Origin of the sequence: Chryseobacterium sp. YIM B08800 (genome assembly GCF_026163565.1) — a bacterium.
Lineage (GTDB): Bacteria > Bacteroidota > Bacteroidia > Flavobacteriales > Weeksellaceae > Chryseobacterium.
Map to the genome: position 1 here is coordinate 45,869 of NZ_JAPDKN010000027.1, position 14,766 is coordinate 60,634.

Genomic DNA, 14,766 nt, shown 5'->3' on the forward strand with positions numbered 1-14,766 from the left:
ATTTAAAATTCTGAAAATAAACTGTATTTTTGCATCAGTAAGTCATCCATCTATGAAGCTTTCTGTAGCAATAATTACGTTTAACGAAGAAAGAATAATCGAAAAAAATCTAAATTCAGTTCATGATTTAGCCGACGAAATTATTATTGTCGACAGTTTTTCTAAGGACTGTACAGAAGAGATTTGTTCTAAATTCTCGAAAGTAAAATTTATTCAGCAAAAGTTTTTAGGTTTTGGAAAACAGAAGAATTTTGCAATTGAACAATGCCAATCTGAATGGATTCTGTTCTTAGATTCAGATGAAATTCCTGATGAAGAGCTGAAGAATTCAATTAAAAAAACAATCTCAGAACCGCAAACCGAATTTAATGTTTATGATGTTGAATTCAACAATATTTTTTTAGGTGAAACGCTGAAATACGGAGGTTGGGGAAATATAAAAAGGGAAAGACTTTTCAGAAAAGGTTATGGTAAATATTCTGAAGACATTGTACACGAATCATTTATCACAACCGAAAACAAAGGTAAACTGAAAGGAAAAATCAATCATTATACTTACAAAGACATTTATCACCACATCGAAAAATCTAATAAATACACCTCGATGATGGCGGAAAAGATGTATAAAAATGGCAAAAAATCAAACATTTTTAAAATTCTTTTTAAGCCTATGTTCCAGTTCTTCAAATCTTATTTTTTACGTTTAGGATTTCTTGACGGTTTGGTTGGCTATTATGCGGCAGCAACAGCGGCTTTTTATACCTTTCTTAAATATAAGAAACTACACGAAATTCATAAATTCAGATAGAATATGATTCCGTTTTTTAAAAGAATTTTAGGGTTTTCAAACAAAGAAAGCATTCGGATCTTGATGTATCATCAGGTTTTACCACAATCTATCGCTTATAAAAATGATTTGATTGTTACGGTTGAAAATCTTGAAGATCAACTGATTTATATCAAAAATAATTTCAAAACTGTATTTTTTAAAGATTTGGAAGCGTCAAAATCTATTGAAAATAAAATTATTTTAACCTTCGATGATGGGTATTACAATAACTTACAATATCTTGTTCCACTCCTCGAAAAACACCAATTAAAAGCGACAATTTTCATTCCTACAGAGTTTATACAAAACAATCTGAATGGTGAAGAAAGAGTCTACATGAATTTTGATGAAATAAAATCTTTGAACCCTGATTTAGTGGAAATTGCTTTACACAGCCATTATCACAAGAATTTTTCGCAATTGACACTATCAGAAGCGGAAGCAGATCTTCTAAAAAACATTGAAATTTTAGAACAGAACGAAATCAATTTCACAAAAGTTTTGGCTTATCCTTACGGCAAATTTCCAAAAGAAAAAGAGCGCAAAAAAGAATTTTTCAAAATGCTCGACAGAATCGGAATTATTTCTGCAATGAGAATCGGAAATAATGTGGCATCTTATCCTTTTAAAAAGAGATTTGAAGTCAACCGTATTGACATTAAAAATGGTGATTCTTTAAAAGTCTTTAAATGGAAGCTTAGATTTGGGAAAACAAAGCTTTAATCTAAAAGTCTTTTGTATAATTCTTCATAAGATTCAGCCATGCTTTTATAACTGAATTTTGAAGCTCTTTCTTTCAATTTCGCGATATAATTTTCCTTATCTGCATTAAACTTTTCAATACCTTCATTATAAATTTTCTTCATAGAATCAGCCGAAAAATCGTTAAAGTAAAAAGCCAAGTCTCCCCCGATTTCAGGCAGACTTGTTAAATTGCTTAGAAAAACAGGCTTTCCAAAGAACATCGCCTCAACCGGAGGAATTCCAAAACCTTCTGCCAATGAAGGATGACAATAAGATTCGCAATGCTGAAGCAGAAAATATTTCTCATTATTCTCCACACTTTCTAAAATATGAACCTTTTTTTCTAATCCTAAATTTTTAACTTTTTCAAGGAATTTTTCTTTGTATTCAGACTTTGCTGAAGAAGTGATTAAAACCAATTCTCTTTCATTTCCAGTGATGAGATTGAGCAAAACTTCCTGATTTTTCTTTGGAAAAAGCACCCCAATATTGAGTATAAATTTTCTGCCGATAAACTCATATTTTTTTTCAGAATTAAAGGTTTCGTTTTCAGGAAAAGTCAATCCATTATAAATCACGTCGACTTTTACATCGTTCTTTAGGGAAAACAAATGCTTATTTTTAAGGAAATCATCCTTTACAAATTCTGAAATGCAGACGATAGCATCTGCATTTCCTATATTTTTCTGAACGAGTTTCTTAGATTTTTCAATTTTTCTGGCAGAACTTTTATCATGAAGAAAGTTTAAATCGTGCAGTGTAACTACTTTTTTCTGATTTGATTTTTTTGAATGAAAATAATCTGATAACTGATGCGTTACATGAATCAATGAGAAAGGTAAAGTATTTATTTTAATTTTTTTCTGCCAGAATTTCCAGTTAATGATCTTAAAATCAGACTGGGTTGCCGGAATATTTTTCTCTGGTCCGTAAAGGGTATAATTGAAATGGCACAATTTTTCGTCTAATCCTCTGATTAATGAAATGCAAACATTTGCAATTCCTGATCTTGGATATTTAAGTCGCTCAACATCGATAAGAATATTCTTTTTCATGAAAAATACGGGCTTTTTCCCAAAAATAGAAATTTAAACTTTAAAATCTTTACTTTTGTTTTATGAAAATTTGTTTAATCAGTTTTGATTTCTGGCACTATGATGAACATATCGTAAATAAACTGAAAGAGAAAGGTGTAGAAGCGTACCACATCAACATCGGAGCTTTTACGCACAAAAATTTTGGAGCGAGGGTAAAAAATGCAATGAGCAAAGTTTTTATCGGAAAAAATCTGAAGCATGAGAAAAGACAAGAATTTATCATCGATTCTCTCAAAGAAATAGGAAAGCAAGACCAAATCTTAGTTATCAATCCTGAAGGTATAGAAGAGCATGTGCATGAAGTGATCAGAAAGTATGCAGACCGAAATATTGCCTATTTATACGACAGCATGTCGAGAAATCCTGCTCAACATATTTTACATTTTTTTGACACTGTTTTCTCTTTTGATGATGAAGATGTGAAAGAATATGGATTTAAAAAAATAACTAATTATAATTATCTTAAATATTGCCCTTCTGAAGAGCAAAACCCACATCTTGATCTTTTTTACATCACTTCGTACGATACGCAGCGATTACAAAAACTTAATATTTTAATTAACCAGATTGATAATTTAAACATCAATTTCAAAACAATTGTTGCCGGAAAAAAAAGCTGGAAGAATAAAATCACTCAGATTGTTGATTCAAAAAACATCAATATTATTAAGTTCAGAACCAAAAATATACCTCAGCAATCATTACCGAAAATATACAAAAACACAAAAGTGATTCTCGATCTTCAGCGAGATAATCAAATGGGGCTTAGTTTCCGTATTTTTGAGGCGATGGCTTTGGAGAAAAAATTCATTACTGATAACCGTACTATTAAGAATTACGATTTTTATAATCCAGAAAATATTTTGATTCTTAATGATGATTTCAGTAATATTGAAAAGTCTTTTTTTGAAACCGATTATCAAAAACTTCCGGACGACATTTATTACAAATACACCTTAGATAATTGGGTGAATACTGTTTTTAATTTAAGCTAAATGACAAAAATTTCTGTTGCACTTTGTACTTATAACGGTGAAAAATTTATTCGTGAACAAATTGATTCTATTCTAAACCAATCTTTGAAAGTAGATGAAATTGTAGTGTGCGACGACGGATCAACAGATAAGACCCTTAGTATTTTAGCTGAATATGAAAATAGATTTCCCGATATTTTCAAAATTCATATCAATGAAAAAAATTTACGGAGTGTAAAGAACTTTGAAAAAGCAATTTCACTTTGTAGCGGCGAAATTATATTCTTAAGCGATCAGGATGATGTTTGGGAAAACAATAAAGTAAAAATTTTCATTGATTTTTTTGAAAATAACCAAAGTATTGATGTTGTCTGCTCAAACGGATTTATCATCGACGAAAGCAGTTCGCAGCAAAATCTGTATACTGTTTGGGATGTCCCCAATTTTTTAAGCGAAAACAAAAAAGAAATCGACTATTTTAAAATTTTCGCTACCATTGGAAATTTTGCAACGGGAGCTTCAATGGCTATGAGAAAATCGTTTATTAATCAGGCTTTGCCTTTTCCAACGGTTGAGGGTTTGCATCACGACGAGTGGATTGCCTTGGTTTCTGCTGAACAGAAAAAATTTGCCTTTATAAATGAAAAGCTCATCTCCTATCGTATTCACAGCGCACAGCAAGTCGGAGGAATTTCTTATTCTAAAGATAAGGCTTCTAAAGAAAAACTGATCAGCCGTTTTGATTATGCTAAAAAACCTAAGATTTTCAGAGATTTTAAAATAAAGCTGAGAACGCTTAATGATAAAGAACGAAAATTTTCTGCTTATCTTGAAAATGATTCTAATGAACATGTAAAGAAGTTCTTGAAAGAAGTTCAGCATGAAAAATCAGCTTTATACCAAAAACTAAAATCTGAACATTTTACTCTTTTCTTATTCTTTAAATATTTTTACCGATGAACAGAATCCTCATCATCATGCATAATTATGCAGGACTTTCAGACCTCATCAAAAAAAATCTTGAGTATCTGCATTATGACAATGTAGATTTTTTGCTGTATTCTGATGAGAAATTTAGGTATAAAAACTGGCGTGAGCAACTTAATAATGTTTACCGAAAAACAGTTTTAGGAGATAAAAAGTACAAAGAAATTCTAAGGAAAGCTTTCATAGAAAATACATTGTTAGAAAAGGCGAAAAGATTGCCCGAATACGAAACGATTCTAGTGATGACTACCGATTTTTTTTCGGAAGAATTTTTAAACATCATTAGAATAAAAACTAAAAAATTAATCGGGAATCATTGGGACGGTCTCAACAGAACGCCGAATGTTTATTCTAAACTTAAATTCTTTGACAGGTTTTTCGTATTTGATAAAAATGATGTTGATGAAAAGAAAAACATTTTTTTTCTGAGCAATTTCTTTTTTAATTTTGAAGAAGATAAAGCCCAATCAACCATCAAAAATGATGTTTTCTATATTGGAACGTATGTGGAAGAGCGATTTAAAACATTAAAAGAAATTTCAGCAATTTTAAGCCTGAAACAAATTACACAAAAAATACTGCTTTTCAGTTGGAACAAAAGAGAAGCTGAAGGAGAAATTCATTTTACCAATCAGTTTTTGACTTATGATGAAAATATGAGTTGGGTTAATAGCTCAAAAGCTCTTTTAGACTTAAAACTAAAAGAACATAACGGATTGTCTTTCCGGTTTTTTGAAGCGTTGAAATACGAAAAGAAAATCATTACAGATAATCCGGATGTAAAAAATTACGATTTTTACAAACAAGAGAATATCTTTATTATCGGTGAAGATTCTGAAGAAAATCTGAATAATTTTATTGAAAATCCTTATCAGGAAATTCCTGCAGAAATCAAAAATAAATACAGTTTTGAAAACTGGTTTAAAACACTTATTTCTTAAGACATGAGCGAAAAAATCTCCATCATCATTCCTTACTACAAAGGCGAAGATTATATTAATGAAACTCTTAAAAGTGTTTATCTTCAAACCTATCAGGATTTTGAAGTTATTGTTGTGAATGATGGTTCTGAAAAAGCAGCTTTAGATTTAATTGAAACAAACGAAGCTTTCAAAAATCTAAAAATCATTCATCAGGAAAATCAGGGCCAATCTTCTGCCCGTAACAATGGAGTAAAATATGCTTCAGGAAAATATATTCTTTTTCTGGATTGTGATGACCTTATCGACAAAACATTTTTAGAAAAAACACATCAAATCCTTTCAAAAAATAAAGAAATAAGAATCTGTTATACAAAAGGAAAATTCTTCGAAAAAACCGACAAAGAATGGGTTTTGCAACCGTTCAACACCTTTGATTTCTTAATTGAAAACTGCATTCCGATTACCGCTCTTATTTACAAAGAAGATTTTGAAAAAGTGGGTGGTTTTGATACTCAATTAAACTACTACGAAGATTGGGATTTCTGGATTTCTTTAGTTGAAATGGGCGTAAAAGTTCATAAAATTGATGAGTTTTTATTTTTCTACAGAATAAGAAATACAACAGATTCGCTGACCAATACAAGCATCGATAACAGCTCGAGACTGTCTGATAATTTCTTTGAGATTTATAAAAAACATTATACTTTTTACAAACAAAATGGATTAGATTTTCATAACATTATGAGCTTAATCCGTGAGAATAAAAAGTATAAAGCTAAATATTACAATGAATGGTACCGAAAATTGATGTATCAGTTTTTTAAGCCTAAAAAGTACCAAAAGATTTATAAAAATTAATTCCCAAAGCCTAAATACTGAAGCATCTTTTTAATATTCTGCTCCTGAGTTTCTATAGAGAATTTAGAAAGCGGCAAAAGACTGTTTTGATGTAAAGTCTGCCAAAGATTTTCATTATCATACAATTCAAGAATTTTATCTGCGAAATTTTGAGGATTTTCATCTGAAATCAAAGCTGTTTTTGCGTCTTCCAGACTCATTCCTTCCGCTCCTATTCCGGTTGTGATTACAGGTAATTTAAATTCTAAAGCCTGTCCGATTTTTCCTTTAACTCCAGCACCGTAACGAAGCGGGGCTACAAAAACTCTGGAATTTTCAAACCAAAAATCTACAGTTTCCTGATACCCTAAAATCTGAAAACGATCAGAATGGTATTTTTCTTTTAAATCGGCAGGAAAATCTGGTCCTAAAATCGATATTTTAATATGATTATTTTTCGCCCAAACTAATGGCAAAATTTGGTCATGTAAAAATTTCACTGCATCAATATTCGGCAAATGATTGTAACCGCCGATGAAAAGCAAACCTTCTCTTTCAGAAAAACTTAATGGAACATTATCTACAGGCTTGTGAATATTACTTACCGTGAAAATTTTATCTTTTTTGACTCCGTTTTCAGACACTGTGTTTTTTTCTTCATCACTGATAGAAATCACAGCATCTGAAATATTCATTCCTGCATATTCTTTTTCTTTAAAGAAACTTATTTCTTTTTCTCTTTCATTAGTCACCACGTCGATATAATTATTCTCACGCTCCATTCTCAGATAATGAAGATCAACCATATCATAAATGATTTTTTGACCGTTTATTTTCCCATTGATTAAATTATACCAATGATTAAAACCTAAAGGTCTGAAAATCCAAACTACATCAACGTATGACAAAGCATTCACAATCTGATCTTCTACTCTGATGATTTTATTTTGGGCATTTACATAATCTCTGCAAATTTCGACACCTGCATTTTGAAAATAAGGAATATAATCTGAATCTTTAGTTTCATCAAAATGTTTAACTGCCAAAACAATATGATGTCCGTTTTTCTGAAGAATCTTTATAATTTCCATAAACCTTCTTGAGCCGGAATCCTGATCAGGTTTTGGCATATTTTCCTCTAAAAAAAGAAAATTTGGAGTTTTGTAATGAGAACTATAATTGGTTTTCTCGCTTTTTACATTTTTTTTATCTGTAAAATAAGAATTCCAATGGTTTGCAAAATCTACTTTATCATTGCTATTTACTGTTTTAAAAGAATTATTAAAACAGCTAACTTCTGAAAGAGGTTGATAATAAGTATCTAAATTTCCTTCTTTTTTTAGCTTTAAACGCAAATCAGCTTCTGCAAAATATAGTGAAGAATAGGTTTCATTCAGTAAATTTAAGTCTCCGTTTTTATTAATTTTAGAGAACAACAAGCTTCCAGCGCAAAAATCTACTTTTCTTACAAAATTAAATTGGGGAGTATCAATTGCTTCAGATTTACCTAATTCAACGATTTCAGAATTTTCAAAAACTAAATTTCCGGCGCTGACAATATTATTCTCAGCAGAAATCATTTTAGAACCTACCGCTCCCACATTTTCTTTGGTATTAAAAACCTCAAGCAAAGTTGACAAATAATTTTCCTGAACCAAAGCATGAGATTCTAAAAGATAGATAAATTTTCCTCTTGCCTTTTCAATTGTATGATTTATAACTTGAGATAAACCATCGCTTTCTTCCTTGTTGATGAGGGTTATTCCTTTTACATTTTCTAAATATTGTTGAACTTCAGAGCTTTTATCATGAATAACAAAAATTTCTTTGGAAATATTTTGGTCATACTTTTCAATATGATGAAGACAATTAAGAACCATTTTCAAATCATTACTTCCGTGAATAATAATTGAAACTTCAGGATTGATTTCTGTAGAAAAATTAAAGGGATGACTCTTAAAAAAATCAAGATTTTGAAGATTGGCAGTCACCTTTCTTTGATTTTTGATAAATTGATAATCCTTGATTTTATTTTTAAAAAACCTTTTAATTCCCATTTTAAATTTATTATTTTGTCTAAGTTTTTTGCGAAAACGAATTTAAGCATTTATTTCCTCAACTTTCAAAAGACTCTCATCTTAAACAAAATCATTAATGAATTTTTCTAATAAAAACTTATTATTTTTCTTTCCGGAAAGCCCTTTCTCCAAAAGAGCAGGAAATGTTTTGCGTACTTATACCAACCTTAAGCAACTGAAATCATTAGGTTTAAATATTGATCTTGTTGGTGTAGAAGATTATTACAATAGCTTCGGAGATACTGCTGAAGGAATTGATTCTGAAATCATTAATGAAGTTTTTGTTCTGAAAACCAAACCACCAAAGAAAAAGCTAACCTTTCAATATTGGAAATATAAAATTCAGAAAAAATTTAATAAAGAAAATTCCAATCAATATCTTACTCAATATTTAAAAGATAATTTCACAACTATTCTTGACAAGAAGAAGTATGATTATATCTTTATTAATTATGAATTCTGGACAGACCTCATCCGCAATCAGGATTTGAAAGGAGCAAAAACCATCGTTGACACCCACGACTGGATTACTTTGAATGAATTTTATAACAACAAAGACCTTGATTTGGGGAAAAGATTTGGGGAAGAAATTAATAATCTTTCGTTTTATGATAAAGTGGTTACCATTTCGCAGGATGAATATTTTATTTTCAAAAGTTTTTTAGGTGATAAAGTGATTAATATTCCGCCAAGTTTTCCGGAAAATTTCGAAGATACAAATACCGAAAAAAAATACGATCTTATATTTGTAGGCAGTGACAATCCTTTTAATGTATTATCGATCAACTGGTTTGTTGAAAAAGTTTTGCCTATTCTTCCTAAAGAAATAAAAATTTGTATTATCGGAAGGATTTGTAAACACGTTCCGGATCATGAAAGCATTGAAAAAGTTTTTTTTGCAGATGATTTAGAGACATATTATCATGCAAGCAAAATTGCAATTTGCCCAATGCTGAAAGGAACTGGTATAAAAATTAAAGTTGTAGAAGCCATGTCTTTTGGCTTACCAATTGTAGGAACAGAAAAAGCAATTGATGGTTTTTCAGACAAAAAAAATAACGGTTGTAGGGTAAGTGATGATGAAAAAGTATTTGCGGATATTATCAAAAATCTTTTAACCAATTCATCAGACTACGAAAAACAAAAACAGGAAGCCATCCATTTTTTCAAGAATAATTTTTCTGAAAAAAAATCGGTTGAGCTTTGGAAAAAAACTTTAAACATCTAAAAACGATCACATTAAAGGAAATTTAATCCTGAATAATGTTTTCATAAATTTTAATAAGATTTTCTGCACTTTTTTCCCACGAAAAAAGTCTTGACCGCTCCAAACCTTTTCTAGAATATTCTTGTCTTAAAGATTCATTTTGATATAAACTAAGCATAACTTCCTGCAATGCATTATTATCTTGAGGATCAAGGGTAATTCCCGCATCTCCCACCACTTCTGGTAATGAAGAAGTATTTGACGTAACCGTAGGAACACCGCATTGCATAGCTTCTAAAGGAGGTAAACCAAAGCCTTCGTATAAAGACATATAATAAAAAGAATGAGCGTGGCTATATAAACTAGCCAAGTCTTCATCAGGAACTCTTCCCGTGATGATAATTTTATGTTTTAATTCTTCAGCATTATTGTATTGCTCGAAAATCTTGTCGTAATCCCAACCTTTTGCTCCTACAAGAACTAAACTTAAATCATCAATTTTATTTTCTTTAATCAACTGAAGAAAATTTCGAATTACAAAATCTACATTTTTGCGGGGTTCTAATGTACCCACACTCAGAAAATATTTCTCTGGTAAATTATATTTCTCTCTAATGATGTTGAATTTTTCTACATCCTTACAAACGTAGAAAAGTGATTTTGAAGCCGCTAATAAATTAACAAAAATTTGATCCGGATTCAGATGAGGAGCAAATTTCAGCAAGTCTTTCTTAGTATTTTCAGAAACACAAACCACATGATCGTCTTTTCCAATACTTTCAATAATTTCCTTTATAAAACCAGAAGTAAAATGAAGGTCAGGCAACAAAATAGGAATCAAATCATGAATTGTTACAACATTTTTTAAATTGGGAAACTTTCTGATTTCTTTATTAATAGGATAATAAAAAGAATGAAAAATCTGAGCTTCTTTAAGGGTTTCAAAATAGGTGTTGGCAAAGTTGGAAACTCCAAGCTTTTTGTACAGTTTTCTAAATAATTTTTCTTTTCTAAGAGGTAAAAATTTTCTTTTATCTCTATGATTCGCAGCTTTTATTTTTATGGAGTTCTCATTAAAAAAATTGTCTAATTCTCTCGTACTCGTTTCATAATTAAACAGGCTCAGATGAGCATAGAAGGTCTCTACTGAATTATTTTCGCCAAGGGCTTTGAATAGCTCATAAGTAACACGGAAAATTCCGGTACGGTTATCTTTATAGAAATCTGCAATAACATCAGCGTCTAAGATCACTTTCATCGGTGTCAAAATTTGATTTTTTAATTATAAACTAATTTTTTTCTGATACCATTTCAAGTCACGATTCCAGTTCGATTGAAGAACAATACCTAAATAATTCTCTTTAATTGAATCTCTTGTATGGCCTTCTTTTATAAGATCCTGAAACTGCTTCTTATAATGGAAAACTTTAAACAAAGGTTCTTTGGGAAATAAAGGAATAATTCGGCTCTTCAAAAGCCACTCACCATACCATGTAAATTCACTGGGAAACTCGTGAATAAGATCCGGATAATTGATATTGTTTGCGTCTAAGTAATTTTCTTGAAAATCTTTCCAAACTTTGTTTGACCAGATCGTTGGTGAAGGACCATAATCGTAGCAGATCCCCTTGCGTCCGAATTTAGCCATTACTTTTCTACTTATATCTTCAAAATATTGTTTAGGATCATCTTTAAAATGCTTACGATTATTACTCAACCAAGAAAACATCTCTTTCTGTTGATGAATGATCGTATAAGGAACATCATCCTGAATAAAATCAGACATATAAAAATCTTTGATAAAATAAGAATCTGAATCTAAACACACATAGTTTTCCGTGATATTTAATCTATGCAACTGAGATTTTACAATTTGTTGATACTGCCAAGGATCTTTATTTTCCATGGCAATAATATCACTGTCTTTTATAATATCAAAAAGATCGGTTTGTAGATTTTGTTTAAAAAAACTAATATCTTCGTCATTTACAGAGATCAGAAGTTTTATTTCATCTTTATTATATTGACTAATTGACTCAATCAGCTTACTGCAAGACTCAAAATCAGCTCTGTAAGTTTTTACGAATAATATTAATTTTTCCATTTAATTATTGTCTGTCATATTCATCATCCAGTCTCACAATATCATCCTCACCAAAGTAAGTTCCTGTTTGTACTTCAATGAAGACAACCGGTTTTTCTGAAAGATTCATGATTCTGTGTTTGGCTCCTAAAGGGATGAAAATACTTTCTCCATAAGATAATTTTATTTCTTTATCATCCAAAATAATAGTGGCATCACCTTCAATGATTGTCCATTGTTCCTGTCTTTTGTGGTGATATTGGTATGATAGTTTTTGCCCTGGATTTACCTCAATTCTTTTCAGTTTATAATTGGGTTCGTCTGCTAAAACATAATATTTTCCCCAAGGTCTTTCGCCAATTTCTAACATATTTTTTGAATTCAAAATTTATACAAATGTAAATATTAAGATTAAAAATCCCAACATAGAAAACATTAAACATCTTTAAAACATTTAATTTTAAGTAAATTTGCAAAAATTTTATTTAAAATGGAGAAAGTAAGAGTCCGTTTTGCACCAAGTCCTACAGGACCTTTGCATTTGGGAGGCGTAAGAACCGCATTGTATGATTATCTTTTTGCTAAAAATCAGGGCGGAGAATTTGTTTTGAGAATAGAAGACACCGATACTGCAAGATATGTAGAAGGAGCCGAAGAATACATTGAGGAAGCCTTAGAATGGTGCGGAATCATCCCCGATGAAAGCCCTAAAAAAGGCGGAAAATTTGCTCCATACAGACAATCTGAAAGAAGAGATATTTACGATAAATACACAGAGCAGATCCTTAAGACAGATTATGCTTACATCGCTTTCGACACGGCGGAAGAATTAGACGCAATCCGTGCTGAATACGAAGCGAAAGGTGATGTTTTTTCTTATGATAATAAAACCCGAAACCGTTTAAGAAACAGTCTTGCCCTTTCTGAAGAAGAAGTTCAAAAATTGTTGGAGGCAAAAACACCTTACGTTGTAAGATTTAAAATGCCTGTTGACAGAACCTTAGGTTTGGTAGACATTATCAGAGGGAATTCTGCGGTAAATACAGATACTTTAGACGATAAAGTTTTGGTAAAAAACGACGGAATGCCTACTTATCATTTCGCCAATATCATCGATGATCACGAGATGGAAATTTCTCACGTTATCCGTGGTGAAGAATGGTTACCTTCTTTAGGTTTACACACTTTATTATATGAAGCAATGGGTTGGGAAGCGCCTCAGTTTGCCCACCTTTCTTTAATTCTAAAACCAGAAGGAAAAGGAAAATTAAGCAAAAGAGATGGTGATAAATTTGGTTTCCCGGTATTTCCTTTAAACTTCACAGACCCTGCAACAGGACACGTGTCTAAAGGATATAAAGAAAGTGGATATTTGCCTGAAGCATTCATCAATATGGTAGCACTTTTAGGTTGGTCTCCTGCAGATGATAAAGAAATTTTGACTTTGGATGAAATGGTGAAGGAATTTGATTTGCATAAAGTTCATAAAGCCGGAGCAAGATTCAGTAAAGAAAAATCTGAGTGGTTCAATCATCAGTATATTCAAAAAACTTCTGATGAAGAATTATTAACTATTCTTAAAAATTCAGATTTAAACTTAAATATGGATGATGAAAAATTATTAAAGATCATTCATCTGATGAAAGAAAGAGCGACCTTCCCGAAAGATATTTATGAAAATGGAAAATTTTTCTTTGAAGCGCCAACTTCTTATGATGAAAAAGCTTCAAAAAAAGCTTGGAATGACGAAACTTCAAATCTGTTGACTGAATTTGCTGTCACGCTGAGCGGAGTCGAAGCGTTTAATGCTGAAAACATCAAACAGAACTTACACGACTTTGCTGAAAACAAAGGTTTGGGAATGGGGAAAGTAATGATGCCTCTTCGTTTAGCTTTGGTAGGAGAATTGAAAGGTCCAGACGTTCCGGATATTTTGGAACTCATTGGAAAAGAAGGAAGTATCGCCAGAATAAGCAATGCTGTAAATAATTTTAAATAGGTTTTCATAATTTTTCATACATTTGAAAGATTTAATTTACTTCAAGAATGGAATATTTAAGTTTCGAACTTCCTATAAAAGAGCTGATGGATCAATATCAAACATGTTCTTTAGTAGGAGAAGAAAGTGGTGTTGATGTAAAATTAGCATGCAGCCAGATCGAAGACAAGATCAGAGATACAAAAAAAGAGATCTACGGAAATCTTACACCTTGGCAAAGAGTACAGTTATCGCGTCATCCGGATCGCCCATATACTTTAGATTACATCAAAGGTATGGTAGATAAAGGAAGCTTCCTTGAGCTTCACGGTGACAGAAATTTTGCAGATGATCCTGCATTGGTTGGTGGTTTAGCTACTTTAGACGGACAAAGAATCATGATTCTTGGAACTCAAAAAGGAAGAACAACCAAAGAAAGACAATACAGAAGATTCGGAATGCCAAATCCTGAAGGATACAGAAAAGCTTTAAGACTAATGAAGCTTGCTGAAAAATTCAAAATTCCTGTAGTTACTTTGGTAGATACACCGGGAGCTTACCCAGGTTTGGAAGCTGAAGAAAGAGGACAAGGCGAAGCCATTGCAAGAAATATTTTTGAAATGACCATGCTTAAAACACCTATCTTCACTTATATTATTGGTGAAGGAGCAAGTGGTGGTGCATTGGGAATTGGTGTTGGTAACAAAGTATATATGTTAGAAAACACTTGGTACACTGTAATTGCACCAGAAAGCTGTTCTTCAATTCTTTGGAGAAACTGGGATCATAAAGAAGATGCTGCAAACGCATTGAATCTTACTCCGAAAGATGCATTGAGAGAAAAATTCATCGACGGAATTATAGAAGAGCCACTTGGTGGAGCTCATTATGACCCTGAAGTTGCTTATTTAAATTTGAAAACTTCTATTTTACAAAACATAAAAGCTTTCTCTAAGTTTACAGGTAAGGAACTAGAAACTCACAGACAAGACAAATTTATTGCGATGGGGCAATTTAAAGGATAACAAA

14 protein-coding genes are annotated in these 14,766 nt (G+C 31.4%); 9 read left to right on the forward strand and 5 right to left on the reverse strand.

Annotated elements, in window-relative coordinates; translation table 11 throughout:
• Window positions 1-52 precede the first annotated feature (52 nt).
• Both OEW74_RS11490 and OEW74_RS11495 read left to right on the forward strand, forming a co-directional pair.
• Window positions 53-808 (forward strand): glycosyltransferase family 2 protein, encoded by a 756-nt coding sequence (locus OEW74_RS11490; protein WP_265428626.1) that lies wholly within the window; start codon window positions 53-55, stop codon window positions 806-808.
• 3 nt (window positions 809-811) lie between these two features.
• Window positions 812-1,552, forward strand: coding sequence for a polysaccharide deacetylase family protein (locus OEW74_RS11495; RefSeq protein WP_265428627.1), 741 nt, complete (start codon window positions 812-814; stop codon window positions 1,550-1,552).
• Here OEW74_RS11495 and OEW74_RS11500 read toward each other — a convergent pair.
• Window positions 1,549-2,628 carry a glycosyltransferase family 4 protein gene (locus OEW74_RS11500; RefSeq protein ID WP_265428628.1) on the reverse strand — a complete coding sequence of 360 codons (1,080 nt, stop codon included), beginning with the start codon at window positions 2,626-2,628 and terminating at the stop codon, window positions 1,549-1,551. The two genes, OEW74_RS11495 and OEW74_RS11500, sit on opposite strands and share 4 nt — an antisense overlap.
• A 62-nt stretch (window positions 2,629-2,690) precedes the next feature.
• Here OEW74_RS11500 and OEW74_RS11505 point away from each other — a divergent pair, with 62 nt between their 5' ends.
• The 4 genes from OEW74_RS11505 to OEW74_RS11520 are packed head-to-tail and all read left to right on the forward strand — an operon-like array spanning window position 2,691 to window position 6,412.
• The gene (locus OEW74_RS11505) at window positions 2,691-3,665 is read left to right on the forward strand and encodes a hypothetical protein (protein ID WP_265428629.1); all 975 of its coding nucleotides are present in this window, start codon (window positions 2,691-2,693) and stop codon (window positions 3,663-3,665) included.
• The gene (locus tag OEW74_RS11510; RefSeq protein WP_265428630.1) at window positions 3,666-4,604 is read left to right on the forward strand and encodes a glycosyltransferase family 2 protein; all 939 of its coding nucleotides are present in this window, start codon (window positions 3,666-3,668) and stop codon (window positions 4,602-4,604) included.
• On the forward strand, window positions 4,601-5,572 hold the full coding sequence (locus OEW74_RS11515; RefSeq protein WP_265428631.1) for a hypothetical protein: 972 nt from the start codon (window positions 4,601-4,603) through the stop codon (window positions 5,570-5,572). The genes OEW74_RS11510 and OEW74_RS11515 overlap by 4 nt, the downstream gene beginning before the upstream one ends.
• Before the next feature lie 3 nt (window positions 5,573-5,575).
• On the forward strand, window positions 5,576-6,412 hold the full coding sequence (locus tag OEW74_RS11520) for a glycosyltransferase family 2 protein (RefSeq protein ID WP_265428632.1): 837 nt from the start codon (window positions 5,576-5,578) through the stop codon (window positions 6,410-6,412).
• On the opposite strand, the gene OEW74_RS11525 is transcribed toward OEW74_RS11520, so the two are convergent.
• Window positions 6,409-8,448 (reverse strand): glycosyltransferase, encoded by a 2,040-nt coding sequence (locus OEW74_RS11525; RefSeq protein ID WP_265428633.1) that lies wholly within the window; start codon window positions 8,446-8,448, stop codon window positions 6,409-6,411. The two genes, OEW74_RS11520 and OEW74_RS11525, sit on opposite strands and share 4 nt — an antisense overlap.
• A gap of 97 nt (window positions 8,449-8,545) precedes the next feature.
• On the opposite strand from OEW74_RS11525, the gene OEW74_RS11530 reads away from it, so the two are divergent.
• Window positions 8,546-9,697 (forward strand): glycosyltransferase, encoded by a 1,152-nt coding sequence (locus OEW74_RS11530; RefSeq protein ID WP_265428634.1) that lies wholly within the window; start codon window positions 8,546-8,548, stop codon window positions 9,695-9,697.
• A gap of 22 nt (window positions 9,698-9,719) precedes the next feature.
• On the opposite strand, the gene OEW74_RS11535 is transcribed toward OEW74_RS11530, so the two are convergent.
• From OEW74_RS11535 to OEW74_RS11545, 3 genes are read right to left on the reverse strand one after another with little or no spacing between them, the layout of a single operon-like run.
• Window positions 9,720-10,934 carry a glycosyltransferase family 4 protein gene (locus OEW74_RS11535; protein WP_265428635.1) on the reverse strand — a complete coding sequence of 405 codons (1,215 nt, stop codon included), beginning with the start codon at window positions 10,932-10,934 and terminating at the stop codon, window positions 9,720-9,722.
• A 24-nt stretch (window positions 10,935-10,958) separates the two neighbouring features.
• The gene (locus OEW74_RS11540) at window positions 10,959-11,780 is read right to left on the reverse strand and encodes a DUF6492 family protein (protein WP_265428636.1); all 822 of its coding nucleotides are present in this window, start codon (window positions 11,778-11,780) and stop codon (window positions 10,959-10,961) included.
• Window positions 11,781-11,784: 4 nt separating this feature from the next.
• Complete coding sequence (locus OEW74_RS11545; RefSeq protein WP_116093848.1) at window positions 11,785-12,129, reverse strand: phosphomannose isomerase type II C-terminal cupin domain; 345 nt, start codon at window positions 12,127-12,129, stop codon at window positions 11,785-11,787.
• 120 nt (window positions 12,130-12,249) lie between these two features.
• Here OEW74_RS11545 and gltX point away from each other — a divergent pair, with 120 nt between their 5' ends.
• Both gltX and OEW74_RS11555 read left to right on the forward strand, forming a co-directional pair.
• Window positions 12,250-13,758: a glutamate--tRNA ligase gene (gene gltX / locus OEW74_RS11550; protein WP_265428637.1), complete on the forward strand. Its 1,509-nt coding sequence runs from the start codon at window positions 12,250-12,252 to the stop codon at window positions 13,756-13,758.
• Window positions 13,759-13,805: 47 nt separating this feature from the next.
• A complete protein-coding gene (locus tag OEW74_RS11555) occupies window positions 13,806-14,762 on the forward strand; it encodes an acetyl-CoA carboxylase carboxyltransferase subunit alpha (RefSeq protein WP_265428638.1) in 957 nt (318 codons plus the stop codon).
• Window positions 14,763-14,766 lie beyond the last annotated feature (4 nt).

Bases quoted from the DNA above. Each gene is read 5' to 3' on its own strand.
- OEW74_RS11540 (WP_265428636.1), bottom strand. From the start codon at position 11,780: ATGGAAAAATTAATATTATTCGTAAAAACTTACAGAGCTGATTTTGAG.
- OEW74_RS11555 (WP_265428638.1), top strand. From the start codon at position 13,806: ATGGAATATTTAAGTTTCGAACTTCCTATAAAAGAGCTGATGGATCAA.
- OEW74_RS11525 (WP_265428633.1), bottom strand. From the start codon at position 8,448: ATGGGAATTAAAAGGTTTTTTAAAAATAAAATCAAGGATTATCAATTT.
- OEW74_RS11505 (WP_265428629.1), top strand. From the start codon at position 2,691: ATGAAAATTTGTTTAATCAGTTTTGATTTCTGGCACTATGATGAACAT.
- OEW74_RS11520 (WP_265428632.1), top strand. From the start codon at position 5,576: ATGAGCGAAAAAATCTCCATCATCATTCCTTACTACAAAGGCGAAGAT.
- OEW74_RS11535 (WP_265428635.1), bottom strand. From the start codon at position 10,934: ATGAAAGTGATCTTAGACGCTGATGTTATTGCAGATTTCTATAAAGAT.
- OEW74_RS11530 (WP_265428634.1), top strand. From the start codon at position 8,546: ATGAATTTTTCTAATAAAAACTTATTATTTTTCTTTCCGGAAAGCCCT.
- OEW74_RS11490 (WP_265428626.1), top strand. From the start codon at position 53: ATGAAGCTTTCTGTAGCAATAATTACGTTTAACGAAGAAAGAATAATC.
- OEW74_RS11500 (WP_265428628.1), bottom strand. From the start codon at position 2,628: ATGAAAAAGAATATTCTTATCGATGTTGAGCGACTTAAATATCCAAGA.
- gltX (WP_265428637.1), top strand. From the start codon at position 12,250: ATGGAGAAAGTAAGAGTCCGTTTTGCACCAAGTCCTACAGGACCTTTG.
- OEW74_RS11515 (WP_265428631.1), top strand. From the start codon at position 4,601: ATGAACAGAATCCTCATCATCATGCATAATTATGCAGGACTTTCAGAC.
- OEW74_RS11510 (WP_265428630.1), top strand. From the start codon at position 3,666: ATGACAAAAATTTCTGTTGCACTTTGTACTTATAACGGTGAAAAATTT.
- OEW74_RS11495 (WP_265428627.1), top strand. From the start codon at position 812: ATGATTCCGTTTTTTAAAAGAATTTTAGGGTTTTCAAACAAAGAAAGC.
- OEW74_RS11545 (WP_116093848.1), bottom strand. From the start codon at position 12,129: ATGTTAGAAATTGGCGAAAGACCTTGGGGAAAATATTATGTTTTAGCA.